Below are 26,373 nucleotides of genomic sequence, written 5' to 3' on the forward strand. Positions count from 1 at the left end.
GGCCCGTCACAGGGGTCACGGAGGCTGTCACCATGACGGACCACGAGACCCGGCTCGACCATGTCGTCCTGTGGGTGAGCGATCCCATCGCCGCCGCGCACTTCTACGAGGAGGCCGTGGGGCTGGAGCCGGTCAGGCTCGACGCCTTCTCGGCCGGAGAGGCGCCCTTCCCCTCGGTACGCGTCAACGGGGAGACGATCCTCGACCTCATGCCGCGGTCCAAGGCGGACCGCATGGCGATGCTCCCCGGGGCCGCCGAGAGCTCCGGCCACCCCGTCAACCACGTCTGCCTGTCCCTGACCGCGGCCGCCTTCGACACGCTCCTCGACCGCCTGCGGGAGCGGTCAGTGCCGGTGTCGGACGTCTCGCACGACTCCTTCGGGGCGCGCGGCCCGGCCAAGCGCAGCTTCTACTTCCGTGACCCCGACGGCAACGTCTTCGAGGCCCGGCACTACGACTGAGAGGCCCCGCACCGAGACTGAGGCGCGCCACGAGGACGCGGGCACGGCAGCAACGAGCACGCGCGGCGACGAACGACGGCAGGCGGGCGGGCGGGTGGCAGCGCCCGCCCGCCTCGCGGTCGTCGCGCCGCCGTCAGAACAGCGGCTCGGGCAGCACACCCTCCAGAGCGAGCAGCCGCCTCTTCGTCTCGAGCCCGCCCCCGAAACCGCCGATGCCGCCCCCGCTCTCCACGACCCGGTGACAGGGCACGACCACCGGCAGCGGATTGGCGCCCATCGCCATGCCCACGGCCTGCGCGGCGCCGGGCTGGCCGACCCGCCCCGCCAGGTCGCCGTACCCCACCACCGTGCCGAACGGCACCCCCGTGGCCAGCTCCCGCAGCACCTCGCGGTTGAATCCCGAGATCAGCGACCAGTCCAGCGGCAGCTCGAAGGAGTTCCGCTCACCCGCGAAGTAGGCGCGGAACTGGCGTATCGCCTCGGCCAACAGGGGTGAGCCGGGTTCCTCCACGGGCTGGCGGCCGAGCCGGGACGCCAGCCGCTCCAGCGTCCTGTCGCGCACCTCGTCGGTGGCGTGGAACACGACGTTGACCAGGCCTTCGGGAGTCGCGGCCAGCAGCAGCGGGCCGATGGCGCTGTCCACGACGGCCCACACGACCCGCTGCTCGTACCGCCCATCGCTGTCCATGCGCCCCACCGTACGGCCCGTCACCGACAACGCCCCGGGGCCGGGCGGACCCAGGGCCGGAAGCTCAGCCCCCCACTGCGTCGCGCACCACGTCGGGACGGTTGGTGATGATCCCGTCCACCCCGAACCCGGCCACCCGCCGGGCGGCGGCCGCGTCGTTCACCGTCCAGGTGAACGTCTCCAGCCGCTTGCCGTGCGCGCCCTCGAAGCCGTGCACCGCGCTGACGTAGGCGGCGGTGAGGGAGCTGTGCGACGGGTTGATCTGGTCGGCGAAGGCCGCGTACACGGGCAGGTCGGCGACCGGCGGCGTCCCGAGGAAGCCGGTCTTCACGTCGGGCTTCAGCTCGTGGACCGTACGTACGCTGTCCGCGCTGAAGCTCTGCACGATCAGCCGCTGCTGCACGTGCGCGCGGTCGAGCCACCCCTCGTTGTCGAGGACCTTGAGGATGTCCCGCTCGATGCCGGGGTACAGCTCCGGATTCTTGATCTCCAGCAGCAGCTTCTGCCGGTGGTGGTCGACCCGGTGCACGAACTGCTTCAGCGTCGGCACGCGCGCGCCCGCGTACGCGGGGTCGAACCAGCCGCCGGCGTCCAGGCGGGCGATCTCGGCGGCGGTGAAGTCCTTCACCTTCCACGGCGCCCGGTCGGGGAAGACCTCCTCGACGTCGGTGGTGCGCTGGAGGCTGTCGTCGTGGACGACGACGAGCTCACCGTCCTTGGTGCGCTGGACGTCGTTCTCCACCCAGGCGGTGCCCAGGGCGGCCGCCTTGTCGACGGCCGCCAGCGTGTTCTCCGGGGCGTACCCGGAGGCGCCACGATGGGCGACGACGACCGGAGCGGTGGCGGTGCCGTCGGCGGCCCGGGCGGGGGAGAGCGGGAGCAGGAAGGCGGCGGTTCCCAGGAGCGCGGTGGTCGATGCGGCGACAGCACGTAGGTGCATGCGGACTCCTCGCGTCGAACGGTCACGGTCAGAACCACTGTGACAGCAGAGGGTCAACGCGAGACGGGCGCGGAACGGCCACAAACGGGACGCCGGCGCCCCGACCCCGCACACCGGTGCCACACACCTGGGGCAAGGACGTGTTTCTTTGCCGGATAGTCGTTCGACCATTCCGGTGGGGGTCATACTCTCTGCGACACCCTGGCCGCCGATGCGGTCCTGGGAGGGGGCGCACAACGGGTCAACGCGGGACGTACAGGGCGGGAAGGGCAGCCGCGCATGCAAGGCACGGTCGACGGATTCAGTTACGGCATGGTCACACCCTTGGTGGCCTATCTCATGGCCTGCCTCGGTGGAGCGCTCGGGCTGCGCTGCACCGCCCGGGCCGGGCTGGCGCCCCGCTCCTGGCGTCCCGGCTGGCTCGCCCTGGGCGCGGCGTCCATCGGCGCGGGCATCTGGACGATGCACTTCATCGCGATGATGGGCTTCACCGTCGAGGGGACGCCGATCCGCTACGACCGCGCGATGACCTATGCGAGTCTGGCCGTCGCCGTCGTCATGGTGGGCATCGGCATCTTCATCGTCGGCTACAAGGGGGCCACCGGGACGGCCCTGTTCACCGGGGGGACCGTCACCGGTCTCGGCATGGCCTCCATGCACTACCTCGGCATGGCCGGCATGAGCCTTGACGGACAACTGGAGTACAACACCCTCACCGTCGCCGCCTCCGTGGCCGTGGCCATGGCCGCCGCCAGCGCCGCCCTGTGGGCGGCGGGCCAGGCCCGGGGCTTCCTGTGGAGCGTGGGCGCGAGCCTGGTCATGGGTCTCGCGGTCACCGGGATGCACTACCTCGGCATGGCCGCCGTCGACGTCCACGTGCACGGCACGGCTGCGCCCGAGACGGGAGAGTCCGCGGCCGCGCTGCTCGGCCCCATGATGGTCGGCCCGCTCGCCGTCCTCGTCCTCGCGGGCATCGTGGTCATCTTCGACCCGCTGGTGGTCATGGGCCGGCCCCCGGCGCCCGCCACCGACCCCCGCCCCGGCATCCCCGCCCACTCCCCGGCCCACCACCCCTCACCGCGCGCCTGGCTGAGCGCCCGCGGGCCCGTGGAACACCGCTCCCGCACGCCCCAGCGGCGCTGACCCGGACCCGTTGTCAGTGGGGGGTCGTACCGTGGATGGCATGCGGCCCGTTTCCAAGATCGAACGCACGGTGGCGCCTTTCGAGGTCGTCAGCCCCTACCAGCCCAACGGCGACCAGCCCGCGGCCATCGCCGAGCTCGCCCGGCGCATCGAGGCGGGCGAGCAGGACGTCGTCCTGCTCGGCGCCACCGGCACCGGAAAGTCCGCCACCACCGCGTGGATGATCGAGAAGCTCCAGCGCCCCACCCTGGTCATGGCACCGAACAAGACCCTGGCCGCCCAGCTGGCCAACGAGTTCCGCGAACTGCTGCCGAACAACGCGGTCGAGTACTTCGTCTCGTACTACGACTACTACCAGCCCGAGGCGTACGTCCCCCAGTCGGACACCTACATCGAGAAGGACTCCTCGATCAACGAGGAGGTCGAGCGACTGCGGCACTCGGCGACCAACTCGCTGCTCACCCGCCGCGACGTCGTCGTGGTCGCCTCCGTCTCCTGCATCTACGGCCTGGGCACGCCGCAGGAGTACGTGGACCGCATGGTGCCCCTCCGTGTCGGCGACGAGTTCGACCGCGACGAGCTGCTGCGCCGCTTCGTGGACATCCAGTACACGCGCAACGACATGGCCTTCACCCGAGGCACCTTCCGCGTCCGGGGCGACACCATCGAGATCTTCCCGGTCTACGAGGAGCTCGCCGTCCGCATCGAGATGTTCGGCGACGAGATCGAGGCGCTGTCCACGCTGCACCCGCTCACCGGCGAGATCATCAGCGACGACCAGCAGCTCTACGTCTTCCCCGCCTCCCACTACGTCGCCGGCCCCGAGCGCCTGGAGCGCGCGGTCAACGACATCGAGAAGGAGCTCGTCGAGCGCCTCACGGAGCTGGAGAAGCAGGGCAAGCTGCTGGAGGCCCAGCGGCTGCGCATGCGGACCACCTACGACATCGAGATGCTCCGCCAGATCGGATCCTGCTCCGGCGTGGAGAACTACTCGATGCACTTCGACGGCCGCTCCCCGGGCTCCCCGCCCAACACCCTGCTGGACTACTTCCCGGACGACTTCCTGCTCGTCATCGACGAGTCGCACGTCACCGTCCCGCAGATCGGCGCCATGTACGAGGGCGACGCCTCCCGTAAGCGCACCCTCGTCGACCACGGCTTCCGGCTGCCCTCCGCCCTGGACAACCGCCCGCTGAAGTGGGAGGAGTTCCAGGAGCGCGTCGGCCAGACCGTCTACCTGTCGGCCACCCCCGGGCAGTACGAGCTCTCCCGCTCCGACGGCTTCGTCGAGCAGATCATCCGCCCGACCGGCCTCGTCGACCCCGAGGTCGTCGTCAAGCCCACCGAGGGCCAGATCGACGACCTGGTCCACGAGATCCGCACCCGCGTCGAGAAGGACGAGCGCGTCCTGGTCACCACGCTCACCAAGAAGATGGCCGAGGACCTCACGGACTACTTCCTCGAGCTCGGCATCCAGGTGCGCTATCTGCACAGCGACGTCGACACCCTGCGCCGCGTGGAGCTCCTGCGCGAGCTGCGCAGCGGCGAGTACGACGTCCTCGTCGGCATCAACCTGCTGCGCGAGGGGCTCGACCTGCCCGAGGTCTCCCTGGTGGCGATCCTCGACGCCGACAAGGAGGGCTTCCTGCGGTCCGGTACGTCGCTGATCCAGACCATCGGCCGCGCGGCGCGCAACGTCTCCGGACAGGTCCACATGTACGCCGACAAGATCACGCCGGCGATGGAGCGGGCCATCGAGGAGACCAACCGCCGCCGGGAGAAGCAGATCGCCTACAACAAGGCGAACGGCATCGACCCGCAGCCCCTGCGCAAGAAGATCAACGACATCGTCGCGCAGATCGCCCGCGAGGACATCGACACCGAGCAGCTGCTCGGGTCGGGCTATCGCCAGGCCAAGAAGGACGGTGGCGGCACCAGGACGCCCGTGCCGGCCCTCGGCAAGGCGGCCAAGGGCGCGAAGAACGCCAAGGGTGCCAAGGCCAAGGCCGCCGAGACCGTGCCCACCGACCGACCCGCGGCCGAGCTCGCCGGGCAGATCGAGGAGCTCACCACACGGATGCGGGCCGCCGCCGCCGACCTGCAGTTCGAGATCGCGGCACGGCTGCGCGACGAGGTGTCGGAGATGAAGAAGGAACTGCGGCAGATGCAGGAGGCGGGCCTGTCCTGACGTCCACCGGCATGTGTTGCAAGACCGACACAAAGTGTGGACCGGGGTACGTCACTGTCAGTGCACCTGCGTAGGGTTCTCGGCAACCGCGGTCTTCGCGGCAACAGGGGACGTCCGAGAGGGGAATCAGCGCGTGACCGTCAACATGACCAAGGGTCAGGCCATCAGTCTGCAGAAGAACGACGGCGGCAGCCTGACCGCGGTGCGCATGGGTCTCGGCTGGCAGGCGGCTCCCCGTCGCGGCCTGTTCGGCTCGCGCACCCGGGAGATCGACCTGGACGCCTCCGCCGTCCTGTTCGCCGACAAGCAGCCGGTCGACGTCGTCTTCTTCCGCCACCTGGTGAGCGACGACGGCTCCGTGCGCCACACCGGTGACAACCTCGTCGGCGGTGTCGGCCAGGGCGGCGACGACGAGGCGATCCTCGTCGACCTGTCGCGCGTCCCGGTCCACATCGACCAGATCGTCTTCACCGTGAACTCCTTCACGGGCCAGACGTTCCAGGAGGTGCAGAACGCCTTCTGCCGCCTGGTCGACGAGACCAACGGCCAGGAGCTCGCCCGCTACACGCTCGCCGGCGGAGGCGCCTTCACCGCCCAGATCATGGCCAAGGTGCACCGCGTCGGATCGGGCTGGTCGATGACGGCCCTCGGCAACCCGGCCAACGGCCGCACCTTCCAGGACCTGATGCCGGCCATCCTGCCGGTCCTCTGAGTACCCGGAGGTGAACCGGCCCCCGCCCGGGGCCGGTTCGCGGCCACCCGACACATCAACGCGACGCAGGGGGACCAAGGCGATGACGGCCGAGCTGGTGCGGGGGCAGAACCACCCGCTGTCCCAGTCCCGTCTGGAAGTCCGGATCTCGGCCGGCACACCGGTCGCGGCAGCCGCCGCGCTCAGTGACGAGAACGGGCGTATCCACGGCACGGAGTGGGTGGCCCACCCCGGCGCACCCGTGCAGCCCGGTCTGGAGGTGTCGCGCCAGGCGGCCGCCGACCACCGTCTCGCGGTGGACCTCGACGCCATGACCGACGCGGTCCACCGTGTCAGCGTGCTGCTCGCCCTGCCCGCCGCGAACGGCGGCGCGGGGCCCGCCCGCTTCGGGGCCGTGGCGGCCCCCTTCGTCGCCGTCACGGGACTCGACGGCACCGAGGTCGCCAGCTACACCATCACCGGCCTGGAGGCCGAGACCGCCGTCGTCGCGCTGGAGCTCTACCGGCGTCAGGGCGCGTGGAAGGTGCGCGCCGTGGGCCAGGGCTACGCGGGCGGACTGGCCGAACTCTTCGCCGACCAAGGGCTGCCCGAGGCGGCGCAGCTCGCGGCCGGCATCGACGAGGCGGTCGCCCGGGGCCTCGCCCGCTCCGTCCAGGCGCCCCCGCCCCGTCCGGCCGACGGAGACCGCTCCCGGCAGGCGGCCGCCCCCGCGGTCGGCCCCGACCAGGGCGCCGCGCCGCAGGGTGCCCCCGGCCCCGTGCCGTCGTTCGGCGGACAGCCGGTCGGCGGCCAGGCCGAGGGCGGGCCGCAGCCCGCCTACGGCACCGCGGACCCGCACGCCACCACCGGCGGCGGTCCCGTCAACTACAGCCACCCCCGCAGGCAGACCTCCGCCCCGCCTCCGCCCCCGCCCGCGGCACTTCCGGCGCAGCCCGGACAGCCCGCGCGGCCGGTGGCCGGCGACGCGACCGGCTGGTCCATGGAGGAGCGGCTCTACAACCAGGTCTGGGGCATGTTCGAGGACCTGGCCCGCACCACCGCCGCGTACCGCAGCGCGGTGGACTTCGCCGAGTCGCGGATGGACAAGGAGCTGGAGCAGGCCCTGTCCGACCCGCGCAGCCGCATCGGCGGACAGGGTGACGCCGCCCGGGAGGCGGCCCGTACCCGGTACGCGCAACTCGTCGACCAGGCGCGGGCGTCCCTCGACCGGGACGTCGCCCAGCTCGTGGCCGAGGCCGAGGTCGTCGAGCCGGCCCTGCCCCCGGCCTTCGCCCGCTGGGACAACCCCTGCTGGCACGCCTACCGGGTGCCGATGGAGATACCCATGGCGCTGCGTCTGGGCGACCTCCGGCTTCCCGAGGCCGAGTCGATCCGCATTCCCATGCTGCTCAGGCTGCCGCTGGAGCGCGGGCTGTGGATCGACAGCGGGCCCACCGACGCCCTGGACGGGTCGTTCACGGACTCCCACGACATGCGACGCCTGGCCATGGAGACCGCGGTGGCGCACGCGGCCCGGCTGCTCGCCGTCTACCCTGCGGGCGAGTTCACCGTGCACGTCATCGATCCGGCCGGATCCGGGGCCCAGGCGCTCGCGCCCCTGACCCGGACCGGCGTCCTCGCCGCCCCGCCCGCCCAGGGCGCCGCGGGTGTGACGGAGGTACTGGCCCGGCTGACGCAGCGCGTCGACCTGGTCCAGATGGCGCTGCGCGGCGGCGCACCCGACGCGCTGCCGCCCGGGTTCGACACCTCGCAGCAGTTGCTGATCGTCAACGACTTCCCGCACGGCTTCGACGACCGTGCCGTGAACCAGCTGCGCTACCTCGTCGACGAGGGGCCGTCGGTCGGCGTCCACCTCATGATGGTCGCGGACCGCGAGGAGTCCGCGGGGTACGGGCCGCTGCTCGACCCGCTGTGGCGTTCGCTGCTGCGACTGACCGCGGTGCCGGACGATCACCTCGCCGACCCGTGGGTGGGGCACGCCTGGACCTACGAGCCGCCGGTCGTGCCACCGGGCAGCCAGGTGCTGAGTCACGTGCTCACCCAGGTCGTACAGGCCCGCCGGACGTGGAACAGGTGAGCCTGCAACTTCTTTGACCAAGGACGTGTAAAGCCATCTGACCAGGGGCTTTGTGTCTTTCTTTACCGTTCCCTTTACCAATCCTTGGTGATTGGGTAGTCTTGGCCGCACGGAGGGGAGTACTCCCTGTCTGTGCGGCGACCCCGTCAATACGGATCAGGCCAGATCCCGGGGCGTCGGCCCAACGACCGTCCGGGCGCAGCAAGCGTCCAGGTCTGGGTGGAAGAGACCTCCGGCAGCGACGACGCTGACATTTGCCGTGTGACGTATCTGCCGGAGGCGCAGTGGATGTTTCCCTGACCCTGTGGGTCTTGACGATCGTGGGCCTGTGCGCCCTGATCGCTGTCGATTTCTTCATCGGCCGCAAACCTCATGACGTGTCCGTCAAGGAGGCCGGGATCTGGACCGTCGTCTGGATCGTCCTGGCCGGGCTCTTCGGGCTCGGGCTGCTGGTCTTCGGAGGCGGCCAGCCGGCGGGCGAGTTCTTCGCCGGCTACATCACCGAGAAGTCGCTGAGCGTCGACAACCTCTTCGTCTTCGTGCTGATCATGGCGAAGTTCGCGGTGCCCTCGCAGTACCAGCAGCGCGTGCTGCTGGTAGGCGTGCTCATCGCCCTGGTTCTGCGCGCGATATTCATCGCCGCCGGTGCCGCCATCATCGCCAGCTTCTCCTGGGTGTTCTACATCTTCGGCGCGTTCCTGATCTACACCGCCTGGAAGCTCATCCAGGAGGCCAGGGCCGACGAGGAGGACGAGGAGTTCGAGGAGAACAAGCTCCTCAAGGCGGCCGAGCGTCGCTTCGGCGTGGCCGACCGGTACCACGGCACCAAGCTGTGGATCCAGCAGAACGGCAAGCGGGTCATGACCCCGATGCTCGTCGTGATGCTCGCCATCGGCACCACCGACGTCCTGTTCGCACTGGACTCGATCCCGGCGATCTTCGGTCTCACCCAGGACCCGTACATCGTGTTCACGGCCAACGCGTTCGCGCTGATGGGTCTGCGGCAGCTGTACTTCCTCATCGGCGGACTGCTCAGGAAGCTGGTCCACCTGTCGTACGGGCTGTCGATCATCCTGGGCTTCATCGGCGTGAAGCTGGTGCTGCACGCCCTGCACGAGTCCGGGGTGCACGTGCCCGAGATCAGCATTCCGGTTTCGCTGGGCGTGATCTGTTCGGTCCTGATCGTCACCACGATCACCAGCCTCCGGGCGTCCCGCAAGAAGGCGGAGGCCGAGGCGGCCACGGACCGGGGCGAGAGTTCGGCGAAGACCGACGTCGACGCCTGATCCGTCGGACGACCGTCCGACATCGGGGCACCGCACATCAGGAACACCGGGTACCGGGAGCGCAGGACAGCACGTCGCCGGCCGACGCTCCCGGGCCCGCATGTTCACCGCGCCGTCCGCGGGCGGCGCAGACCGCACTCGACTCTTAGAAGGAGGCCATGCGTGACCATGATGACCCCGAGACGATCAGGATCGCGGAGCGGAAGGGGTCGCCGCACGGCGGTGACACATCCGACGCCCTCCACGATCGCCCGGTGGTCGAAAGTCCTCGAAATGCCGCGCTCCCTCATGCCGGGGACGATCGCCGCATGACGGATCGGATCAAGTCCATGGCCGCACGATGGACACTCGCCGTTCCGGTGCTCGCTGTCGTACTGCTCGCCCTAACCTGGGGAAGGGACCTGCCCGGCGGGATCGTCGTGGTGGTGACCGTGGTCCTGGCGGGGGCGGTGCTGGCGGCCGTGCACCATGCCGAGGTGGTCGCCCACCGGGTAGGTGAGCCGTTCGGCTCCCTGGTCCTGGCGGTCGCCGTCACGGTCATCGAGGTGGCGCTCATCGTCACCCTGATGCTCGACGGCGGCGACAAGAGCGCGACGCTCGCCCGGGACACCGTGTTCGCCGCCGTGATGATCACCTGCAACGGCATCCTCGGACTGAGCCTGCTCGTCGGCTCGCTGCGGCACAAGACGGCCGTCTTCAACTCGGAGGGCACCGGGGCCGCCCTCGCCACCGTGACCACGCTGGCGACGCTCAGCCTCGTGATACCGACCTTCACCACGAGCAAGACGGGTGCCGAGTTCTCCACCGTCCAGCTGACCTTCGCCGCCGTCGCGTCGCTGGCCCTCTACGGACTGTTCGTCGCCACCCAGACCGTGCGGCACCGGGACTACTTCCTGCCGGTGGTGAAGCAAGGGGAGAAGCCCTCTCCCGAGGCGCACGCCGAGGCCCCCTCCACGCGCACCGCGCTGATCAGCCTGGGGATGCTGCTCCTGGCCCTGGTCGGTGTCGTCGGTCTGGCCAAAGGCGTCTCACCGACGATCGAGTCCGGGGTGGAGGCGGCCGGTCTCGGCCACGGCGTCGTCGGTGTGATCATCGCCCTGCTGGTGCTGCTGCCGGAAACCATCGCCGCCGTGCGGGCGGCACACCGCAACCAGGTGCAGACCAGCATGAACCTGGCGCTGGGGTCGGCCATGGCCAGCATCGGCCTGACCATCCCCGCCGTCGCGGTGGCCACCCTCTGGCTGCCCGGCGCGCTGATCCTCGGCCTCGGCAGCACCCACATGGTGCTGCTGGCCCTGACCGTGGTGGTGAGCGCGCTGACGGTGGTCCCGGGCCGGGCCACACCGCTCCAGGGCGGCGTGCACCTGGTGCTGCTCGCCGCCTATCTGGAACTCGCGATCAACCCCTGACGGCGGCACGAGCCGCGCCCGCCCGTGACAGTGCCCGGGCCGCCCGGACGACCATGCCGCCGGGAGGCCCGGGCGCCCGCGGTGGGCGGGAGTCGGCGGGGGCGGCAGCGCGTACGCCACCTCGGCGCGGCGTGATAGACCGGGTGCGATCAGCGGTTCCGGCGAGGGACCGCCCCCTCGACGGACCGGAGGAACCGTGCCCCGCAACCTGGCCGACGCCCCAATCATGATTCTCAACGGGCCGAACCTGAACCTGCTCGGGCAGCGACAGCCGGAGATCTACGGGCGCGAGACCCTGGCCGACGTCGAGGCGATGTGCGCCAGGGCGGCCGCCGCCCGCAACGGCACCGTCGACCTCCGCCAGTCCAACCACGAGGGACAGCTGGTGGACTGGATCCACGAGGCACGGCTGAACCACTGCGGCATCGTGATCAACCCTGGTGCCTACTCGCACACCTCCGTCGCGATCCTGGACGCCCTCAACGCCTGCGACGGGCTGCCCGTGATGGAGGTCCACATCTCCAACATCCACCGCAGGGAGAGTTTCCGGCACCACTCCTACGTCTCCCTGCGCGCCGACGGCGTCATCGCGGGGTGCGGTGTCCAGGGGTACGTGTTCGCGGTGGAGCGGATCGCGGCGCTGGCCGGCCCGGGACAGGCCGAGGCGTGACCTGAGCGGGCCGCCGCCGGTTCACCAGCCCCGCTCGCGCCACTCCCGCAGGTGCGGGCGCTCGGTCCCGAGGGTGGTGTCGTGGCCGTGGCCCGGGTAGACCCACGTCTCGTCCGGGAGCGCGTCGAAGATCTTGGTCTCGACGTCGTGCAGCAGGCTCGCGAACGCCTTCGGGTCCTTGTGGGTGTTGCCCACACCGCCCGGGAAGAGACAGTCCCCGGTGAACACATGGGGATGCCCGTGGGGGTCGTCGTAGACGAGGGCGATCGAGCCGGGGGTGTGGCCGACCAGGTGGCGGGCGGTGAGCTCCACCTGTCCGACGCGGATGACGTCGCCGTCGTCGACCGGCACGTCGGTCGGCACCGGGATGCCCTCGGCGTCGTGCCGGCCCGCGTAGGTGCGGGCGGCGGTGGCGGCCACGACTTCCGCGAGCGCCTGCCAGTGGTCGCCGTGCCGGTGGGTGGTGACGACGGACGCGATGCCGTCGTCACCGATCGTGCCCAGCAGGGTCCCGGCGTCGTTCGCCGCGTCGATCAGCAGTTGCTCGTCGGTGGCCCGGCAACGCAGCAGGTAAGCGTTGTTGTCCATGGGGCCGACCGCGACCTTGGTGATCATCAGGTCCTTGAGTTCGTGCACGTCGGCTGGGCCGCCGACCGTCACCCGACCGCTGTACGTCATGGACGTCAGCCTAGCGCCGGAACCGGCACCGGACAGACCTCACAGCGGGGGCAGCGACGGAAGAGCGCCACCCTTCACCGCGAGGGCGGCGCCGTCCCGGCGGCCGGCGAGCCAGCCGAGCAGGTCGGCGGCCGTCCCCTCGACCGCGACCGGGTCGCCGTCGGCCCCGCCGCCGGTCGTCCAGGTGCGGCCGTCCGTAGCGGCGAGGGTGGTCGCGGGCACGTCGGGGTGGCCGCTGAACCGTGCGGCGAGGAAGCCGATCTCGCGTTCGGTGAAGTCGGCCGGCAGGTCCTCCAGCTCGTAACCGATCCCCAGGTCCACGTGGTGCAGCTCCACCTCGATCCAGCGCCGGAACGGCACCCGCTCCGCACGGTCGGTGACACCGTTGCGCAGTTCGACGACGCGGGACCAGTCCGCCACGCCCCCGGCCGCCGCACGGAGGCGTTCCGCGCTCTCCCGCAGGTCCGCGAGCTGCGCGTCCAGGGGGCGCGGGGCGCCCGCCTCGATGTCGGCGTCACGGGCCTCGGCGGAGACGTACATGGGGCGGCCCTCGAAGACGTTCACCAGGGCGTCCGCGTTACGGGACAGGTGGGCGAGGACGTGACCCCGGGTCCAGCCGGGCAGGCGTGACGACTGGGTCACAGCCGCGTTGTCCCATGCGCCGACCGCGCGGAGCAGCCGCTCGGTAGCGGCGTGTACAGACGCCAGGTCATCAGCGTGATCCATCATGCGGCCGACCCTAGCCGCGTCACACCTTCGGGTGAAGCAGGTGAACCGGACAGTGAAATCGAATGCACGTGCTATAAGGTCGGGTCCGGCGTCGGGCATGCTGGAGAGCCGGGGTTTGTTGACTATCCGTGAATCCGAACCGGCGTTGTCAGTGGCTCCCCCTAGTCTGAAAAGGACGGGGGCCCCGCCCCTGTCACTTCCCTCAAGAAAGGTGCGGACCGGCGTGGCCGACCGTCTCATCGTCCGTGGAGCGCGCGAGCACAACCTCAAGAACGTCTCGCTCGACCTCCCGCGCGACTCGCTCATCGTCTTCACGGGCCTGTCGGGGTCGGGCAAGTCCTCGCTGGCCTTCGACACCATCTTCGCCGAGGGGCAGCGGCGTTACGTCGAGTCGCTCTCCTCCTACGCCCGGCAGTTCCTCGGCCAGATGGACAAGCCGGACGTCGACTTCATCGAGGGACTGTCCCCGGCGGTCTCGATCGACCAGAAGTCGACCTCGCGCAACCCGCGCTCCACGGTCGGCACCATCACCGAGGTCTACGACTACCTGCGCCTGCTCTTCGCGCGCATCGGCAAGCCGCACTGTCCCGAGTGCGGCCGTCCGATCACCCGCCAGTCGCCGCAGGCCATCGTCGACAGGGTCCTGGAGCTGCCGGAGGGCAGCCGCTTCCAGGTGCTCTCCCCGCTGGTGCGTGAGCGCAAGGGCGAGTTCGTCGACCTCTTCTCCGACCTCCAGACCAAGGGCTACTCCCGCGCGCGGGTGGACGGCGAGACCGTCCAGCTGTCCAACCCGCCCACGCTGAAGAAGCAGGAGAAGCACACCATCGAGGTGGTCGTGGACCGCCTCACCGTCAAGGACAGCGCAAAGCGCCGTCTCACGGACTCCGTGGAGACCGCCCTCGGGCTGTCCGGCGGCATGGTCGTGCTCGACTTCGTCGACCTCCCCGAGGACGACCCCGAGCGCGAGCGCATGTACTCCGAGCACCTCTACTGCCCGTACGACGACCTGTCGTTCGAGGAGCTGGAGCCCCGCTCGTTCTCCTTCAACTCGCCCTTCGGCGCCTGCCCCGAGTGCACCGGCATCGGCACGCGCATGGAGGTCGACCCCGAGCTCATCGTCCCCGACCCGGACAAGAGCCTGGACGAGGGCGCCATCCACCCCTGGTCGCACGGCCACACCAAGGACTACTTCGACCGCCTGATCGGCGCCCTCGCCGACGCGCTGGGCTTCCGCACGGACATCCCGTGGGCCGGTCTGCCGCAGCGCGCCAAGAAGGCCCTGCTCCACGGCCACAAGACCCAGGTCGAAGTCCGCTACCGCAACCGCTACGGGCGCGAACGCCGCTACACCACCGCCTTCGAGGGCGCGGTGCCGTTCGTCAAGCGCCGGCACAGTGAGGCCGAGAGCGACGCCAGCCGCGAGCGGTTCGAGGGCTACATGCGCGAGGTGCCCTGCCCCGCCTGTGAGGGCACGCGCCTCAAGCCGATCGTTCTCGCGGTCACGGTGATGGGCAGGTCCATCGCCGAGGTCTCCGCGATGTCCATCAGCGACTGCGCGGACTTCCTGGGCGAACTGAAGCTCACCGCCCGCGACAAGAAGATCGCCGAGCGGGTGCTCAAGGAGGTCAACGAGCGGCTGCGGTTCCTGGTCGACGTCGGCCTGGACTACCTCTCGCTGAACCGCGCGGCCGGCACCCTCTCCGGCGGCGAGGCACAGCGCATCCGCCTGGCCACCCAGATCGGCAGCGGACTCGTCGGCGTGCTGTACGTGCTCGACGAGCCGTCCATCGGTCTGCACCAGCGCGACAACCACCGGCTCATCGAGACCCTGGTCCGGCTGCGCGACATGGGCAACACGCTCATCGTCGTGGAACACGACGAGGACACCATCAAGGTCGCCGACTGGATCGTCGACATCGGTCCGGGCGCCGGCGAGCACGGCGGCAAGGTCGTGCACAGCGGCTCCCTCAAGGAGCTGCTCGTCAACGAGGAGTCGCAGACCGGCCAGTACCTGTCCGGCAGGAAGGCGATCCCGCTGCCCGACGTCCGGCGCCCGCAGGACCCCTCGCGCCGCATCACGGTGCGTGGCGCCCGGGAGAACAACCTGCAGGACATCGACGTGTCCTTCCCGCTGGGTGTGTTCACCGCGGTCACCGGTGTGTCCGGTTCCGGTAAGTCCACGCTGGTCAACGACATCCTGTACACACACCTGGCCCGCGAGCTGAACGGCGCGCGCAGCGTTCCCGGCCGGCACACGCGCGTGGACGGCGACGACCTCGTCGACAAGGTCGTCCACGTCGACCAGTCGCCCATCGGCCGCACCCCGCGGTCCAACCCGGCGACGTACACGGGCGTCTTCGACCACGTCCGCAAGCTGTTCGCGGAGACGACGGAGGCGAAGGTCCGCGGCTACATGCCGGGCCGGTTCTCCTTCAACGTCAAGGGCGGCCGCTGCGAGAACTGCGCGGGCGACGGCACGATCAAGATCGAGATGAACTTCCTGCCGGACGTCTACGTCCCGTGCGAGGTCTGCCACGGCGCCCGGTACAACCGGGAGACCCTGGAGGTCCACTACAAGGGCAAGTCCATCGCCGACGTGCTGAACATGCCGATCGAAGAGGCCATGCACTTCTTCGAGGCGGTCCCGGCGATCTCCCGTCACCTGAGGACGCTCAACGACGTCGGCCTCGGCTACGTCCGGCTCGGACAGTCGGCGACCACCCTGTCCGGCGGCGAGGCGCAGCGCGTGAAGCTGGCCAGCGAGCTGCAGAAGCGCTCCACCGGCCGTACGGTCTACGTCCTCGACGAGCCCACCACCGGTCTGCACTTCGAGGACATCAGCAAGCTGCTGACGGTCCTGTCCGGCCTGGTCGACAAGGGCAACACCGTGATCGTCATCGAGCACAACCTCGATGTGATCAAGACGGCCGACTGGGTCGTCGACATGGGCCCCGAGGGCGGCTCCGGCGGCGGTCTCGTCGTCGCGGAGGGCACGCCCGAGCAGGTCGCCGGCGAGCCGGCCAGCCACACCGGCAAGTTCCTGCGCGAGATCCTGGGCGCCGAGCGGATCAGCGACGCTCCGCAGGTCCGGGCCCCGCGCAAGGCGGCGGCGAAGAAGACGGTCGCTGCCAGGTCGGCCGCCAAGAAGACGGCCACCAAGTCGGTCACGGCCGGCGCGGCCAAGAAGACCGCCACCAAGGCCGCCGCGAAGAAGACGACGCGCGGCGCCAAGGCCTGACCGGGCCGCTCGCCCGGACGTGTGTGCCGTGCCGCAGGGGACGCCCACCTGCGGCACGGCACACGTGCGTCAGAGGGCCCGTGACTCCAGCTCGTGGGCGTACGGCGGTTCCGCACCGGCGCGGGAACAGGTGATCGCCGCCGCGCGAGCCGCGAAGCCCAGCAGGCTCTCCCAGCCCTCGGCACCGAGCGCTGCCAGGCCCTCGACGCTGAGCGCGTCGCGCTCCGCCAGGCCGTGGAGCAGGGCGGCGTTCACCGTGTCGCCCGCGCCGATGGTGTCCACCACCTTCACCCGCTCACCCGGCACCGCGTATTCGGCCCCCTCGCGGGTGAACACCGTCAGGCCGTCCCCGCCCCGGGTGACCACGACCGCCGCGGGACCGGCCGCCAGCCACTCCCGCGGGGACCCGCCGAGCCACTCGGCGTCCTCCGCGGACAGCTTCAGCAACGACACCGACGGCAGCCAGCCGCGGAACCGCACCCGGTAGGCGTCGGCGTCCGGGATCAGTCCCGCCCGGATGTTGGGGTCCAGGGCCGTGAACACACCCCGCGCGGACGCGTCGCGCATCATCGCCTCGTACGCGCTCGCCCCCGGCTCCAGCACGAGCGAGCAGGTCCCGAAGGACACCGCGCGGGTACCGGCGGGCAGCGCCTCCGGCTCGGTGAACAGCCGGTCCGCCGTGCCCTCCACGTAGAAGGAGTAGGCCGCCGAGCCGTCGGCGCCGACCGTGGCCACGGCGAGCGTCGTCGGCTCGTCACCGCGCTGCACCGACGACACGTCCACCCCGGTGGCCCGCAGCCGCTCCAGCAGCGCCTCCCCGAAGGCGTCCCGCGACACCCGGGAGCAGAACGCGGTGGGGGAGCCGAGACGGCCCAGGGCCACCGCGGTGTTGAAGGGGCCGCCGCCGAGCGCGGGCGTCAGCGCGGCGAGCGCGCCCGCCCCCCGCGGTACCAGGTCGATCAGTGCCTCACCGGCTACGACGATCACGACGGGTTCCTTTCCTGGTGGGCCCTGGGACTGGACGCGCGGGCGGAGGGATCGGCGGAGGCGGAGCGGGCCGCCGGGCCGCCGGGGTACTCCTGACCGTCCGGGCAGCCGCAGGAGGTGCGGTGCACGAAGGTGCACGGGAGACGTTCGGTGCGGGTCGGCCGGCCGGGGGCGGCGATGCGGTCCAGCAGCATCCGTACGGCCCGGGCGCCGATGTCCCGGCTCGGCTGGGCCACGGCCGTGAGACGGGGGGAGAAAAGGTCCGCCCAGGCGAAGTCGTCGAAACAGCACAGGGCGATGTCCCCGGGCACGGACAGACCACGGGCGCGCAGGGCGCGCAGCGCACCGATCGTCATGGCGTTGTTGGCGGTGACCAGCGCGGTGGGGCGCGACCCGAGGTCCAGGAGAGCGGCCGTGGCGCGTTCGGCCCCGGCGGCCTCCGAGTGGCCGTGCACGAGGATGCGCTCGTCGAACGGCAGCCCCGAGGCCGCGAGTCCGTGCCGGTAGCCGGTGATCCGTTCGGTGGTCGTACTGAGCCCGGGAAGACCGGCCACCAGGCCGATACGGCGGTGACCGAGACCGGCGAGATGGGTGACCAGGCGTGTCGTCGGCTCCGCGCTCTCGGCGCCTACCTGGTCGTAGAGGGGCGGTTCGCCGTCACCGGGCGGATCGACCAGCCGGTCCAGGAAGACGGTGGGCACACGGTGTCGCCCCAGGTAGGTGAGGAGCTCGCGGGGCTCGGGGGACGGCGCGACGATCATGCCGTCCACCCGGCGCTCGTGCAGCAGCTGGACGACCTCGCGCTCGTGCACCGGGTCGTCGTGCGGATCGGCGATGAGGAGGCTGTACCCCTGCTCCAGGGCCGCCGCCTCGACGCCCTGAAGGATCTCCGTGAAGTAGGGGTTGCTGATCGCCGAGACCGCCAGACCGATCGACCGGGTCCGGGCCGTGACCAGGGAGCGGGCGAGGGTGTTGGGGGTGTAGCCGAGTTCTTCCACCGCGTCCAGGACGGACTGGCGGGTGTGGGGGAGCACCGGACGGGTGCCGTTCAGCACGTGCGAGACGGTCGCGATGGAGACTCCGGCGCTGCGCGCCACATCAGCCATGGTCGCCATCGTCCGCTCTCCTTCGGGCCGGTGGGTCCCGCCGCTCGTGCGGGGGCCCTGGGTGGGGACGGTATCGCATGGGAGGGGCGGGCGTAAACGCTTGCGTAAGCGTTTACGCGGACGATTACGCAAGCGCTCGCGCAAGCGTTTACGCAATCCCTTGCGTGAGCGTTTACGTGAACTCTTACGCGAGCGTTTGCGCAAGCGCTTACGCCCCGCGCCCCACCACCCCGCCCGCCCATCCCCACCCACCCGCGTGCCACCTCCGAAGCCCCCGGTATCGTCCCGGTGAACACTCGTCCACCGCGCACCACCCGTGGGAGCCCGCATGTCCGCCCGACCCGCCGCGACCCGCCGGACCGTCCTTCGAGGCGCGGCCCTCACTCCCGTCGTCGGACTGGGCCTCACCGCGTGCGGGGGCGGCGGCGACGACAGGTCCGCCCCGCTGGCCGGGCCCGTCGAGCTGGGACCCGAGAGTGAGGTCGCAGCGGGCGACGCCAAGCTGTACCGGGACCACAACGTGGTCGTCAGCCGGGGCGAGGACGGGTCCTTCAAGGCGTACAACACCGTGTGCACGCACGCGGGTTGTCCCATCAACAAGCTGGACGGAACCAGGCTGGTCTGCCCGTGTCACGGCAGCGAGTTCGACGTCACCACCGGGAAGGTGCTGCGTGAGCCTGCCGTGGCGCCCCTGAAGCCGCTGGCCGTCGAGGTCAGGAACGGCACGCTCATCGCCGAGCCGCAGGCCTGATCAGGCCCGCCCGAACCTGGTCGGCCGCACCCGTGACACCGGCACCGGTGACACCCGGCCCCGCGACACCGGCACCGGTGACACCCGGCCCCGCGACACCCCGCCCCGCGCCCCCCCCGCCCGGCCGGGGGTCACTCCCAGTCCCAGGCGATCCCCACGTAGCCGGTGCGCAGGCGGGGTTCCACCAGGTGCACCGAGCGGTGCCGTGCGCTGAGGGCCAGTTCCTGGCGTCCTCCGCGTGGTGCCGCTGCCGAGTGCTGGGTGAAACGGTGGCACCGTACCGGGAGCGCCGCGGAGTCGAAGCAGACCTGGAGGGCGTACTGACCGCCGGGGGAGTCCGCGCCGCGTACGTACTCGCGTGCGATGCCGGCTGTGCCGTCCTCCACGGCGTACCGGAAGAGGAACGTGTCGCCGGCCCGTAGCCGGATGTCGAAGAGGAGCTCCGCCGCGAGCACACCGGTGTCGTGGTGCCGGCGGACGCGTCCGATGCGGCAGTTCTCCAGGGCGCGCACGCTCATCCGCTCCGGGACGGAGCCCGGGTCGCCGTGGTGGACGGCCACGAAACGGTCGACGCCGTCGCGGTAGGCGCGCACGATGTGGTGCGACTCGCGCTCGGCCAGTTCCCGGCGCGTCCCGACGCGCACCCGCTCGTGGTGTCCGAGGGTGTGCAGGCCGCCGTCGCGCGGGGCGCCGAACTCGGCGAGCAGCCGGTCCAGGACGCCCGAGGCCTCCACGAGCGAGCGGTAGGACCGGGCGGAGGAGCGGTGGCCCCCGGTGTGCTCGTCCGACTCGGCGAGCAGGCGGATCAAGGACTCCTCCGGCAGCTGAAGGATCTCCTCCAGCGCCCGTACGGCGCGCAGCGACTCGGGGCGCTGCGGGCGGCGGGCGCCTTGCTGCCAGTAGCTCAGGCTGGTGACGCCCACTTTCACGCCGTGGCGCGACAGGTGGTGCTGCACCCGCTGCAGCGGCAGTCCCCGCGCGGCTATCGCGGCGCGCAGGGCGACGTGGAACGGGCCGCCGCGCAGCGCCGAGTCCAGTTCTGCGGTGACGACGTCCGCGTGCTGTGTGGCGTGCGGCATGCAGGGGCCTTTCTGTGAATGTCACAACGGCTGGTCAGACCGTTCGCACGGGGCACCTCGGGGGCCCGCCCCCATCGGCACGGCGCGGTCTTCACATGCGTACGCCGTCGTTCAGCGCCCCGAGTTCCCACGCATTGAAGCGTGTTGACCAAGTCCCGACAACCGTCTGAGGCCAAGAGCGGCACACACGCGCGGGGGCCGTACCGGCCGCCTGGCCGGTACGGCCCCCGTGGGGTGCGTACGTGATGTGGTGTTCGTCCGGTGTCCGGGGCCGGGGCCGCCGGGGCTCACGCCGAGGCCTGCCACCGTCTCCGGGGAGGTTCAGGAGCCGTCGGCCCGGCTCTCCTCCTGGAGCCGCGTCCCCGTGGCGCGCAGGCGCTTGGCGCGCACGATGTCGGGGTCGCGCGGGTCGAGGGACTCGGGGAAGGCGGCCGTCTCGTCCGCGTACCGGCGGTGCCGGGCCGGCCGTCGTGATTTCTCGATCCGCATCTGCCGCATACGACCTCCCGACTCGCGGCCACTGCTGTGACCGCTGTCACGACCGCCTCGGACCACCGGCCGGACTGCCGGCTCGGACCGCCGCCCGGACCATCGCCGTGGTCCGGCCGTCGGCCCCGTTGATCGTCCGAGGCACGGACCCCCCACATTCCCGCTCACCGGCCCTCGTAACCCATCCGGACCGCACCGGCCCGCGCCGACAGCCCTTGGAAGCCCTCAGAGGACCCATGAACCCGGGGCACGCCCCACCCCGCCGAGCCCTGCGCTCCTCACCCCCGAGCCACCTGATCCCCCGAGTCACCCGCACCCCCGAGTCACCCGCACCCCCGAGCCACCTGATCCCCCGAGTCACCCGCACCCCCGAGCCACCTGATCCCCCGGGTAGGCACCCGCACGCCCCCGCCCCCGGCACCCGCCGCGTCCCCGGCACCCCCGCCCCCCGCCCCCCACCCCACGGCCCCGCCGTCCTGTCGGTCCCCGCCAGTAGGGTGTGAGACATGGCCGACCCCTCCAGCTACCGCCCCAGACCGGGTGAGATCCCCGACTCGCCGGGGGTCTACCGGTTCCGCGACGAGCACCGCCGGGTGATCTACGTCGGGAAGGCGAAAAGCCTGCGCCAGCGCCTGGCGAACTACTTCCAGGACCTGGCCGGGCTGCACCCGCGCACCCGCTCGATGGTCACCACGGCCGCGTCCGTGGAGTGGACGGTGGTCTCGACGGAGGTCGAGGCGCTGCAGCTGGAGTACTCCTGGATCAAGGAGTTCGACCCCCGGTTCAACGTCAAGTACCGCGACGACAAGAGCTACCCGTACCTCGCGGTCACGATGAACGAGGACTTCCCGCGCGTGCAGGTGATGCGCGGGCACAAGAAGAAGGGCGTGCGCTACTTCGGTCCGTACGCGCACGCGTGGGCGATCCGCGACACCGTGGACCTCATGCTGCGCGTGTTCCCGGTGCGCACCTGCTCCGCCGGGGTGTTCAAGAACGCCGCCCGCACCGGCCGCCCCTGCCTGCTGGGCTACATCGGCAAGTGCTCGGCGCCCTGCGTGGAGCGGATCACCGCCGAGGACCACCGGGAACTGGCCGAGGAGTTCTGCGACTTCATGGCCGGGCGCACCGGCACCTACCTGCGCCGTCTGGAGAGGCGGATGGTGGAGGCGGCCGAGGACATGGAGTACGAGCGGGCCGCGCGCCTGCGCGACGACATCGGCGCGCTGAAGAAGGCCATGGAGAAGAACGCGGTGGTGCTGGCGGACGCCACCGACGCCGACCTGATCGCGGTCGCGGAGGACGAGCTGGAGGCGGCCGTCCAGATCTTCCACGTGCGCGGCGGGCGCGTGCGCGGCCAGCGCGGCTGGGTCACGGACAAGGTCGAGGACGTCACCACCGGCGCCCTGGTGGAGCACGCCCTGCAGCAGCTGTACGGGGAGGAGACCGGTGACGCGGTCCCGCGCGAGGTGCTGGTCCCCGCCCTGCCGGACCCGGTGGAGCCGGTGCAGGAGTGGCTGACCGGGCGGCGCGGGTCGAACGTCTCCCTGCGCGTCCCGCAGCGCGGGGACAAGAAGGCCCTGATGGAGACCGTCGAGCGCAACGCCCAGCAGGCGCTCGTGCTGCACAAGACCAAGCGCGCCTCCGACCTCACCACGCGTTCGCGCGCCCTGGAGGAGATCAGCGACGCCCTGGAGCTGGACAGCGCGCCACTGCGGATCGAGTGCTACGACATCTCGCATCTCCAGGGCGACGACGTGGTGGCCTCCATGGTCGTCTTCGAGGACGGGCTGGCCCGCAAGAGCGAGTACCGCCGCTTCCAGATCAAGGGGTTCGCCGGCCAGGACGACGTCCGGTCCATGCACGAGGTGATCACCCGCCGCTTCCGCCGCTACCTGGCGGAGAAGGAGCGGACGGGGGAGTGGACCGACGGCGAGGAACCGGGCGCCGAGCCCGGTGCGCAGGCGGACCCGGGGACGGCCTCCGCGGGCCTCGCCGAGCCGCCCGCCAGCACCCTCACCGAGGACGACGGACGTCCCAAGCGGTTCGCGTACCCGCCGCAGCTGGTCGTGGTGGACGGCGGCGCGCCGCAGGTCGCGGCGGCCCAGCGGGCGCTGGACGAGCTGGGCATCGACGACATCGCCGTGTGCGGCCTCGCCAAGCGGCTGGAGGAGGTGTGGCTGCCCGGCGACGACGACCCGGTGGTGCTGCCCCGCACCAGCGAGGGCCTCTACCTGCTGCAGCGCATCCGTGACGAGGCGCACCGCTTCGCGATCACCTACCAGCGCGCCAAGCGCGCCAAGCGCTTCCGCTCCAGCCCCCTGGACGACGTCCCCGGTCTCGGTGACACCCGCAAGCAGGCGCTGATCAAGCACTTCGGTTCGTTGAAGAGGCTGCGGTCGGCGACAATCGAGCAGATCTGTGACGTCCCGGGCATAGGCCGCAAGACGGCCGAGACGATCGTCGCGGCTCTCGCCCAGGCGGTGCCCGGCGGGCCCGCCGTGAACACGGCGACGGGCGAGATCATGGATGACACGGAAGAACCCGGGCAGCAGACGGGTTCTCCCGGGGAGCCCGTGTCCACGGGCGCCCCGGACGAACGACGGGGGCAGGAGCGATGACCGAGTACGAGACAGGGCCCGCCGGGCGGCCGGACGGTGCGGCACAGCAGGCCGGCGGGGCCGCGGCCCGCGCCGGCGCCCCGCAGGACAACGGAGCACAGGTGAAGACGGGCAAGGAAAACGGGGGGGTGCCCGAGGTGGGCATCCCCGAGTTGGTGATCATCTCCGGCATGTCCGGAGCCGGGCGGTCGACGGCCGCCAAGTGTCTGGAGGACCTCGGCTGGTTCGTCGTCGACAACCTGCCGCCCGCGCTGATCCCCACCATGGTGGAGCTCGGCGCGCGCTCCCAGGGGAACGTGGCGCGGATCGCGGTCGTCGTCGACGTCCGCGGCCGGCGCTTCTTCGACAACCTGCGCGAGTCCCTCGCCGACCTCGACGCGCGCGGTGTCACCCGGCGCACCGTCTTCCTGGAGTCCTCCGACGAGGCCCTGGTGCGCCGCTTCGAGTCGGTGCGCCGCCCCCACCCGCTCCAGGGCGACGGCCGGATCGTCGACGGCATCGCCGCCGAGCGGGAGCTGCTGCGCGAGCTGCGCGGCGACGCCGACCTGGTGATCGACACCTCCGGCCTCAACGTGCACGAGCTGCGCGCCAAGATGCACGCGCAGTTCGCCGGCGAGGAGGAGCCCGAGCTGCGGGCCACCGTCATGTCCTTCGGCTTCAAGTACGGCCTCCCGGTCGACGCCGACCTGGTCGTGGACATGCGGTTCCTGCCCAACCCGCACTGGATCCCCGAGCTGCGCCCCTACACCGGCCTCAACGAGGAGGTGGCGTCGTACGTCTTCAACCAGCCCGGCGCCAAGGAGTTCCTCGACCGGTACGCGGAGCTGCTGCGCATGGTCGCCGCGGGCTACCGCCGTGAGGGCAAGCGCTACGTGACCATCGCGGTCGGCTGCACCGGCGGCAAGCACCGCTCGGTCGCCATGTCGGAGAAGCTCGCCGCCCGGCTCGCCGCCGAGGGCGTGGAGACGGTGGTCGTCCACCGGGACATGGGACGGGAATGACACGACGTACTCCGCGGCTGAGCCGGCTGCGCAGGGCGGTCCCCGAGGGCCGCGCCGGCCGGCCGGCCGAGACGCGCGGCGGACGCCCGCGCCGCCGGGGGACCCAGCCCAAGGTCGTCGCCCTCGGCGGCGGCATGGGCCTGTCCGCCTCGCTCGCCGCCCTGCGCCGGATCACCGGCGACCTCACGGCCGTGGTCACCGTCGCCGACGACGGCGGCTCCAGCGGCCGGCTGCGTGACGAACTGGGCGTGCTGCCCCCCGGTGACCTGCGCAAAGCGCTGGCCGCGCTGTGCGGGGACGACGACTGGGGCCAGACCTGGGCCCGCGTCATCCAGCACCGTTTCCAGTCCAAGGGCGACCTGCACGAGCACGCGGTCGGCAATCTGCTGATCGTCGCCCTGTGGGAGCAGCTCGGCGACCACGTCCAGGCGCTGGACCTGGTGGGCCGGCTGCTCGGCGCGCACGGGCGGGTGCTGCCCATGTCCGCCGTGCCGCTGGAGCTGCAGGCCCTGGTCAAGGGGCACGACCCCGAGCGCCCCGACGACACCGGCACGGTCCGCGGCCAGGCCACCGTGGCCCTCACCCCCGGTGAGGTGCAGTCCGTGCATCTCGTCCCGAACGACCCGCCCGCCGTGCCCGAGGCGGTCGCCGCGGTGCTGGACGCCGACTGGGTGGTCCTCGGGCCCGGCTCCTGGTTCTCCTCGGTGATCCCGCACCTGCTGGTCCCCGAGCTGCTGGACGCCCTCGTCGAGACGAAGGCGCGCCGGGTACTCTCGCTGAACCTCGCGCCGCAGCCCGGAGAAACCGAGGGCTTCTCCCCGCAGCGTCATTTGGAGGTTTTGGGGCGACACGCCCCTAAACTCGCCCTGGACGTGGTGCTGGCCGACGAGGCCGCCGTGCCCGACCGCGACTTGCTGACCGATGCCGCCAAGCGGTTCGGTGCCGCGGTCGAGCTGGCCCCCGTGGCCCGGACCGACGGAAGCCCCCGGCACGACCCGGAGCTGTTGGCCGCCGCGTACGACCGTATTTTTCGGATGCATGGAAGGATCGGCCCATGGCGATGACGGCAGCGGTGAAGGACGAGATCAGCCGGCTACCCGTCACCCGTACCTGCTGCAGGAAGGCGGAGGTCTCCGCCATTCTGCGGTTCGCCGGCGGCCTCCACCTGGTCAGCGGGCGCATCGTGATCGAGGCGGAGCTGGACACCGCGATGGCCGCCCGGCGGCTCAAGCGGGACATCCTGGAGATCTTCGGCCACAGCTCCGAGCTGATCGTGATGGCGCCGGGCGGACTGCGCCGCGGCTCGCGCTACGTCGTCCGTGTGGTCGCGGGCGGGGACCAGCTGGCCCGTCAGACCGGCCTGGTGGACGGGCGGGGCCGCCCGATCCGCGGTCTGCCCCCGCAGGTGGTCTCGGGGGCCACCTGTGACGCCGAGGCGGCCTGGCGGGGTGCCTTCCTCGCACACGGCTCCCTCACCGAGCCGGGCCGCTCGTCCTCCCTGGAGGTGACCTGCCCGGGTCCCGAGGCCGCGCTCGCCCTGGTGGGCGCCGCCCGCCGGCTGCACATCGCGGCCAAGGCGCGCGAGGTGCGCGGTGTGGACCGGGTGGTCGTCCGGGACGGTGACGCGATCGGCGCGCTGCTCACCCGGCTGGGCGCGCACGAGTCGGTGCTGGCCTGGGAGGAGCGCCGGATGCGCCGCGAGGTGCGGGCGACGGCGAACCGGCTGGCCAACTTCGACGACGCCAACCTGCGCCGTTCCGCCCGCGCGGCGGTCGCGGCCGGCGCCCGGGTCCAGCGGGCCCTGGAGATCCTCGCGGACGACGTCCCCGAGCACCTCGCCGCCGCAGGCCGGCTGCGCATGGAGCACAAGCAGGCCTCCCTGGAGGAGCTGGGCGCGCTCGCCGACCCGCCGCTCACCAAGGACGCGGTCGCGGGCCGTATCCGCCGGCTGCTGGCGATGGCCGACAAGCGGGCCTCGGACCTCGGCATCCCCGGCACGGAGGCCAACCTCAGCGAGGAACTGGACGACAAGATCGGCGTCTGACGCCCGGTCCTGAGTTCACTGGCTTCACCTGACGCCTGATCAGAGCACCGGCGCCGCCGCCCACTTGGGTGACCGGCGC

General features: G+C 71.5%; 22 protein-coding genes. 14 read left to right on the forward strand and 8 right to left on the reverse strand.

All coding sequences use genetic code 11. The features are described 5' to 3' along the window. Positions 1 to 32 precede the first annotated feature (32 nt). A complete protein-coding gene (locus tag ACIF8S_RS32240) occupies positions 33 to 461 on the forward strand; it encodes a VOC family protein (RefSeq protein ID WP_349793749.1) in 429 nt (142 codons plus the stop codon). A gap of 133 nt (positions 462 to 594) precedes the next feature. On the opposite strand, the gene ACIF8S_RS32245 is transcribed toward ACIF8S_RS32240, so the two are convergent. Both ACIF8S_RS32245 and ACIF8S_RS32250 read right to left on the reverse strand, forming a co-directional pair. Then, positions 595 to 1,149: a methylated-DNA--[protein]-cysteine S-methyltransferase gene (locus tag ACIF8S_RS32245; protein ID WP_400003964.1), complete on the reverse strand. Its 555-nt coding sequence runs from the start codon at positions 1,147 to 1,149 to the stop codon at positions 595 to 597. Positions 1,150 to 1,213: 64 nt separating this feature from the next. Next, positions 1,214 to 2,089, reverse strand: coding sequence for a glycerophosphodiester phosphodiesterase (locus ACIF8S_RS32250; RefSeq protein ID WP_400003966.1), 876 nt, complete (start codon positions 2,087 to 2,089; stop codon positions 1,214 to 1,216). Positions 2,090 to 2,368: 279 nt separating this feature from the next. Here ACIF8S_RS32250 and ACIF8S_RS32255 point away from each other — a divergent pair, with 279 nt between their 5' ends. The 7 genes from ACIF8S_RS32255 to aroQ all read left to right on the forward strand — a co-directional run bounded on the left by ACIF8S_RS32255 (position 2,369) and on the right by aroQ (position 11,574). Then, positions 2,369 to 3,232: an MHYT domain-containing protein gene (locus tag ACIF8S_RS32255; RefSeq protein WP_400003968.1), complete on the forward strand. Its 864-nt coding sequence runs from the start codon at positions 2,369 to 2,371 to the stop codon at positions 3,230 to 3,232. Positions 3,233 to 3,272: 40 nt separating this feature from the next. Continuing rightward, positions 3,273 to 5,420, forward strand: a complete 2,148-nt coding sequence (gene uvrB, locus ACIF8S_RS32260) for an excinuclease ABC subunit UvrB (protein WP_400003970.1) — start codon at positions 3,273 to 3,275, stop codon at positions 5,418 to 5,420. Between the two features lie 133 nt (positions 5,421 to 5,553). Beyond that, entirely contained in the window at positions 5,554 to 6,132 is a 579-nt protein-coding gene (locus ACIF8S_RS32265; protein WP_024882439.1) for a TerD family protein, read from the forward strand. 82 nt (positions 6,133 to 6,214) lie between these two features. Continuing rightward, positions 6,215 to 8,209, forward strand: coding sequence for a TerD family protein (locus ACIF8S_RS32270; RefSeq protein ID WP_400003972.1), 1,995 nt, complete (start codon positions 6,215 to 6,217; stop codon positions 8,207 to 8,209). Positions 8,210 to 8,493: 284 nt separating this feature from the next. Further along, complete coding sequence (locus ACIF8S_RS32275) at positions 8,494 to 9,495, forward strand: TerC/Alx family metal homeostasis membrane protein (RefSeq protein WP_400003974.1); 1,002 nt, start codon at positions 8,494 to 8,496, stop codon at positions 9,493 to 9,495. 308 nt (positions 9,496 to 9,803) lie between these two features. Continuing rightward, positions 9,804 to 10,904, forward strand: coding sequence for a calcium:proton antiporter (locus ACIF8S_RS32280; RefSeq protein WP_400003976.1), 1,101 nt, complete (start codon positions 9,804 to 9,806; stop codon positions 10,902 to 10,904). A 196-nt stretch (positions 10,905 to 11,100) separates the two neighbouring features. Further along, complete coding sequence (gene aroQ / locus ACIF8S_RS32285; protein WP_400003978.1) at positions 11,101 to 11,574, forward strand: type II 3-dehydroquinate dehydratase; 474 nt, start codon at positions 11,101 to 11,103, stop codon at positions 11,572 to 11,574. 21 nt (positions 11,575 to 11,595) lie between these two features. Here the strand turns inward: aroQ and ACIF8S_RS32290 are convergent, their stop codons facing one another. Together ACIF8S_RS32290 and ACIF8S_RS32295 are read right to left on the reverse strand one after the other, a co-directional pair. Further along, entirely contained in the window at positions 11,596 to 12,252 is a 657-nt protein-coding gene (locus ACIF8S_RS32290; protein WP_400003979.1) for an MBL fold metallo-hydrolase, read from the reverse strand. A 39-nt stretch (positions 12,253 to 12,291) separates the two neighbouring features. Continuing rightward, positions 12,292 to 12,981 carry a maleylpyruvate isomerase family mycothiol-dependent enzyme gene (locus ACIF8S_RS32295; protein WP_400003981.1) on the reverse strand — a complete coding sequence of 230 codons (690 nt, stop codon included), beginning with the start codon at positions 12,979 to 12,981 and terminating at the stop codon, positions 12,292 to 12,294. Positions 12,982 to 13,204: 223 nt separating this feature from the next. Between ACIF8S_RS32295 and uvrA the strand changes: the two genes are divergently transcribed. After that, the gene (gene uvrA / locus ACIF8S_RS32300; RefSeq protein WP_400003983.1) at positions 13,205 to 16,219 is read left to right on the forward strand and encodes an excinuclease ABC subunit UvrA; all 3,015 of its coding nucleotides are present in this window, start codon (positions 13,205 to 13,207) and stop codon (positions 16,217 to 16,219) included. A 69-nt stretch (positions 16,220 to 16,288) separates the two neighbouring features. On the opposite strand, the gene ACIF8S_RS32305 is transcribed toward uvrA, so the two are convergent. Both ACIF8S_RS32305 and ACIF8S_RS32310 read right to left on the reverse strand, forming a co-directional pair. Further along, positions 16,289 to 17,206 carry a carbohydrate kinase gene (locus ACIF8S_RS32305; RefSeq protein WP_400003985.1) on the reverse strand — a complete coding sequence of 306 codons (918 nt, stop codon included), beginning with the start codon at positions 17,204 to 17,206 and terminating at the stop codon, positions 16,289 to 16,291. Continuing rightward, positions 17,203 to 18,321 (reverse strand): LacI family DNA-binding transcriptional regulator, encoded by a 1,119-nt coding sequence (locus ACIF8S_RS32310; RefSeq protein WP_400003986.1) that lies wholly within the window; start codon positions 18,319 to 18,321, stop codon positions 17,203 to 17,205. The genes ACIF8S_RS32305 and ACIF8S_RS32310 overlap by 4 nt, the downstream gene beginning before the upstream one ends. A 319-nt stretch (positions 18,322 to 18,640) precedes the next feature. On the opposite strand from ACIF8S_RS32310, the gene ACIF8S_RS32315 reads away from it, so the two are divergent. Continuing rightward, positions 18,641 to 19,063: a Rieske (2Fe-2S) protein gene (locus tag ACIF8S_RS32315; protein ID WP_400003988.1), complete on the forward strand. Its 423-nt coding sequence runs from the start codon at positions 18,641 to 18,643 to the stop codon at positions 19,061 to 19,063. A gap of 131 nt (positions 19,064 to 19,194) precedes the next feature. Here ACIF8S_RS32315 and ACIF8S_RS32320 read toward each other — a convergent pair whose 3' ends face one another. Beyond that, complete coding sequence (locus ACIF8S_RS32320) at positions 19,195 to 20,142, reverse strand: hypothetical protein (RefSeq protein ID WP_400003990.1); 948 nt, start codon at positions 20,140 to 20,142, stop codon at positions 19,195 to 19,197. 321 nt (positions 20,143 to 20,463) lie between these two features. Next, the gene (locus tag ACIF8S_RS32325; protein WP_400003991.1) at positions 20,464 to 20,640 is read right to left on the reverse strand and encodes a hypothetical protein; all 177 of its coding nucleotides are present in this window, start codon (positions 20,638 to 20,640) and stop codon (positions 20,464 to 20,466) included. A gap of 497 nt (positions 20,641 to 21,137) precedes the next feature. On the opposite strand from ACIF8S_RS32325, the gene uvrC reads away from it, so the two are divergent. The 4 genes from uvrC to whiA are packed head-to-tail and all read left to right on the forward strand — an operon-like array spanning position 21,138 to position 26,294. Further along, positions 21,138 to 23,249 carry an excinuclease ABC subunit UvrC gene (gene uvrC / locus ACIF8S_RS32330; RefSeq protein WP_400003993.1) on the forward strand — a complete coding sequence of 704 codons (2,112 nt, stop codon included), beginning with the start codon at positions 21,138 to 21,140 and terminating at the stop codon, positions 23,247 to 23,249. Beyond that, positions 23,246 to 24,250 carry an RNase adapter RapZ gene (rapZ, locus tag ACIF8S_RS32335; RefSeq protein WP_400003994.1) on the forward strand — a complete coding sequence of 335 codons (1,005 nt, stop codon included), beginning with the start codon at positions 23,246 to 23,248 and terminating at the stop codon, positions 24,248 to 24,250. The genes uvrC and rapZ overlap by 4 nt, the downstream gene beginning before the upstream one ends. Next, complete coding sequence (gene yvcK / locus ACIF8S_RS32340) at positions 24,247 to 25,314, forward strand: uridine diphosphate-N-acetylglucosamine-binding protein YvcK (protein ID WP_400003996.1); 1,068 nt, start codon at positions 24,247 to 24,249, stop codon at positions 25,312 to 25,314. Before rapZ ends, yvcK begins: the two co-directional genes overlap by 4 nt. Further along, the gene (gene whiA / locus ACIF8S_RS32345; RefSeq protein ID WP_145825180.1) at positions 25,305 to 26,294 is read left to right on the forward strand and encodes a DNA-binding protein WhiA; all 990 of its coding nucleotides are present in this window, start codon (positions 25,305 to 25,307) and stop codon (positions 26,292 to 26,294) included. The genes yvcK and whiA overlap by 10 nt, the downstream gene beginning before the upstream one ends. The last annotated feature ends 79 nt before the right edge of the window (positions 26,295 to 26,373 follow it).

Origin of the sequence: Streptomyces sp. NPDC085937 (assembly GCF_044540535.1) — a bacterium.
GTDB lineage: Bacteria > Actinomycetota > Actinomycetes > Streptomycetales > Streptomycetaceae > Streptomyces.

Excerpts from the sequence above, each read along its gene's own strand:
- ACIF8S_RS32240 (WP_349793749.1), top strand. The coding sequence starts at position 33 with ATGACGGACCACGAGACCCGGCTCGACCATGTCGTCCTGTGGGTGAGC.
- ACIF8S_RS32245 (WP_400003964.1), bottom strand. The coding sequence starts at position 1,149 with ATGGACAGCGATGGGCGGTACGAGCAGCGGGTCGTGTGGGCCGTCGTG.
- ACIF8S_RS32250 (WP_400003966.1), bottom strand. The coding sequence starts at position 2,089 with ATGCACCTACGTGCTGTCGCCGCATCGACCACCGCGCTCCTGGGAACC.
- ACIF8S_RS32255 (WP_400003968.1), top strand. The coding sequence starts at position 2,369 with ATGCAAGGCACGGTCGACGGATTCAGTTACGGCATGGTCACACCCTTG.
- uvrB (WP_400003970.1), top strand. The coding sequence starts at position 3,273 with ATGCGGCCCGTTTCCAAGATCGAACGCACGGTGGCGCCTTTCGAGGTC.
- ACIF8S_RS32270 (WP_400003972.1), top strand. The coding sequence starts at position 6,215 with ATGACGGCCGAGCTGGTGCGGGGGCAGAACCACCCGCTGTCCCAGTCC.
- ACIF8S_RS32280 (WP_400003976.1), top strand. The coding sequence starts at position 9,804 with ATGACGGATCGGATCAAGTCCATGGCCGCACGATGGACACTCGCCGTT.
- ACIF8S_RS32290 (WP_400003979.1), bottom strand. The coding sequence starts at position 12,252 with ATGACGTACAGCGGTCGGGTGACGGTCGGCGGCCCAGCCGACGTGCAC.
- ACIF8S_RS32295 (WP_400003981.1), bottom strand. The coding sequence starts at position 12,981 with ATGATGGATCACGCTGATGACCTGGCGTCTGTACACGCCGCTACCGAG.
- ACIF8S_RS32310 (WP_400003986.1), bottom strand. The coding sequence starts at position 18,321 with ATGGCGACCATGGCTGATGTGGCGCGCAGCGCCGGAGTCTCCATCGCG.
- ACIF8S_RS32315 (WP_400003988.1), top strand. The coding sequence starts at position 18,641 with ATGTCCGCCCGACCCGCCGCGACCCGCCGGACCGTCCTTCGAGGCGCG.
- ACIF8S_RS32320 (WP_400003990.1), bottom strand. The coding sequence starts at position 20,142 with ATGCCGCACGCCACACAGCACGCGGACGTCGTCACCGCAGAACTGGAC.
- ACIF8S_RS32325 (WP_400003991.1), bottom strand. The coding sequence starts at position 20,640 with ATGCGGCAGATGCGGATCGAGAAATCACGACGGCCGGCCCGGCACCGC.
- uvrC (WP_400003993.1), top strand. The coding sequence starts at position 21,138 with ATGGCCGACCCCTCCAGCTACCGCCCCAGACCGGGTGAGATCCCCGAC.
- rapZ (WP_400003994.1), top strand. The coding sequence starts at position 23,246 with ATGACCGAGTACGAGACAGGGCCCGCCGGGCGGCCGGACGGTGCGGCA.
- yvcK (WP_400003996.1), top strand. The coding sequence starts at position 24,247 with ATGACACGACGTACTCCGCGGCTGAGCCGGCTGCGCAGGGCGGTCCCC.
- whiA (WP_145825180.1), top strand. The coding sequence starts at position 25,305 with ATGGCGATGACGGCAGCGGTGAAGGACGAGATCAGCCGGCTACCCGTC.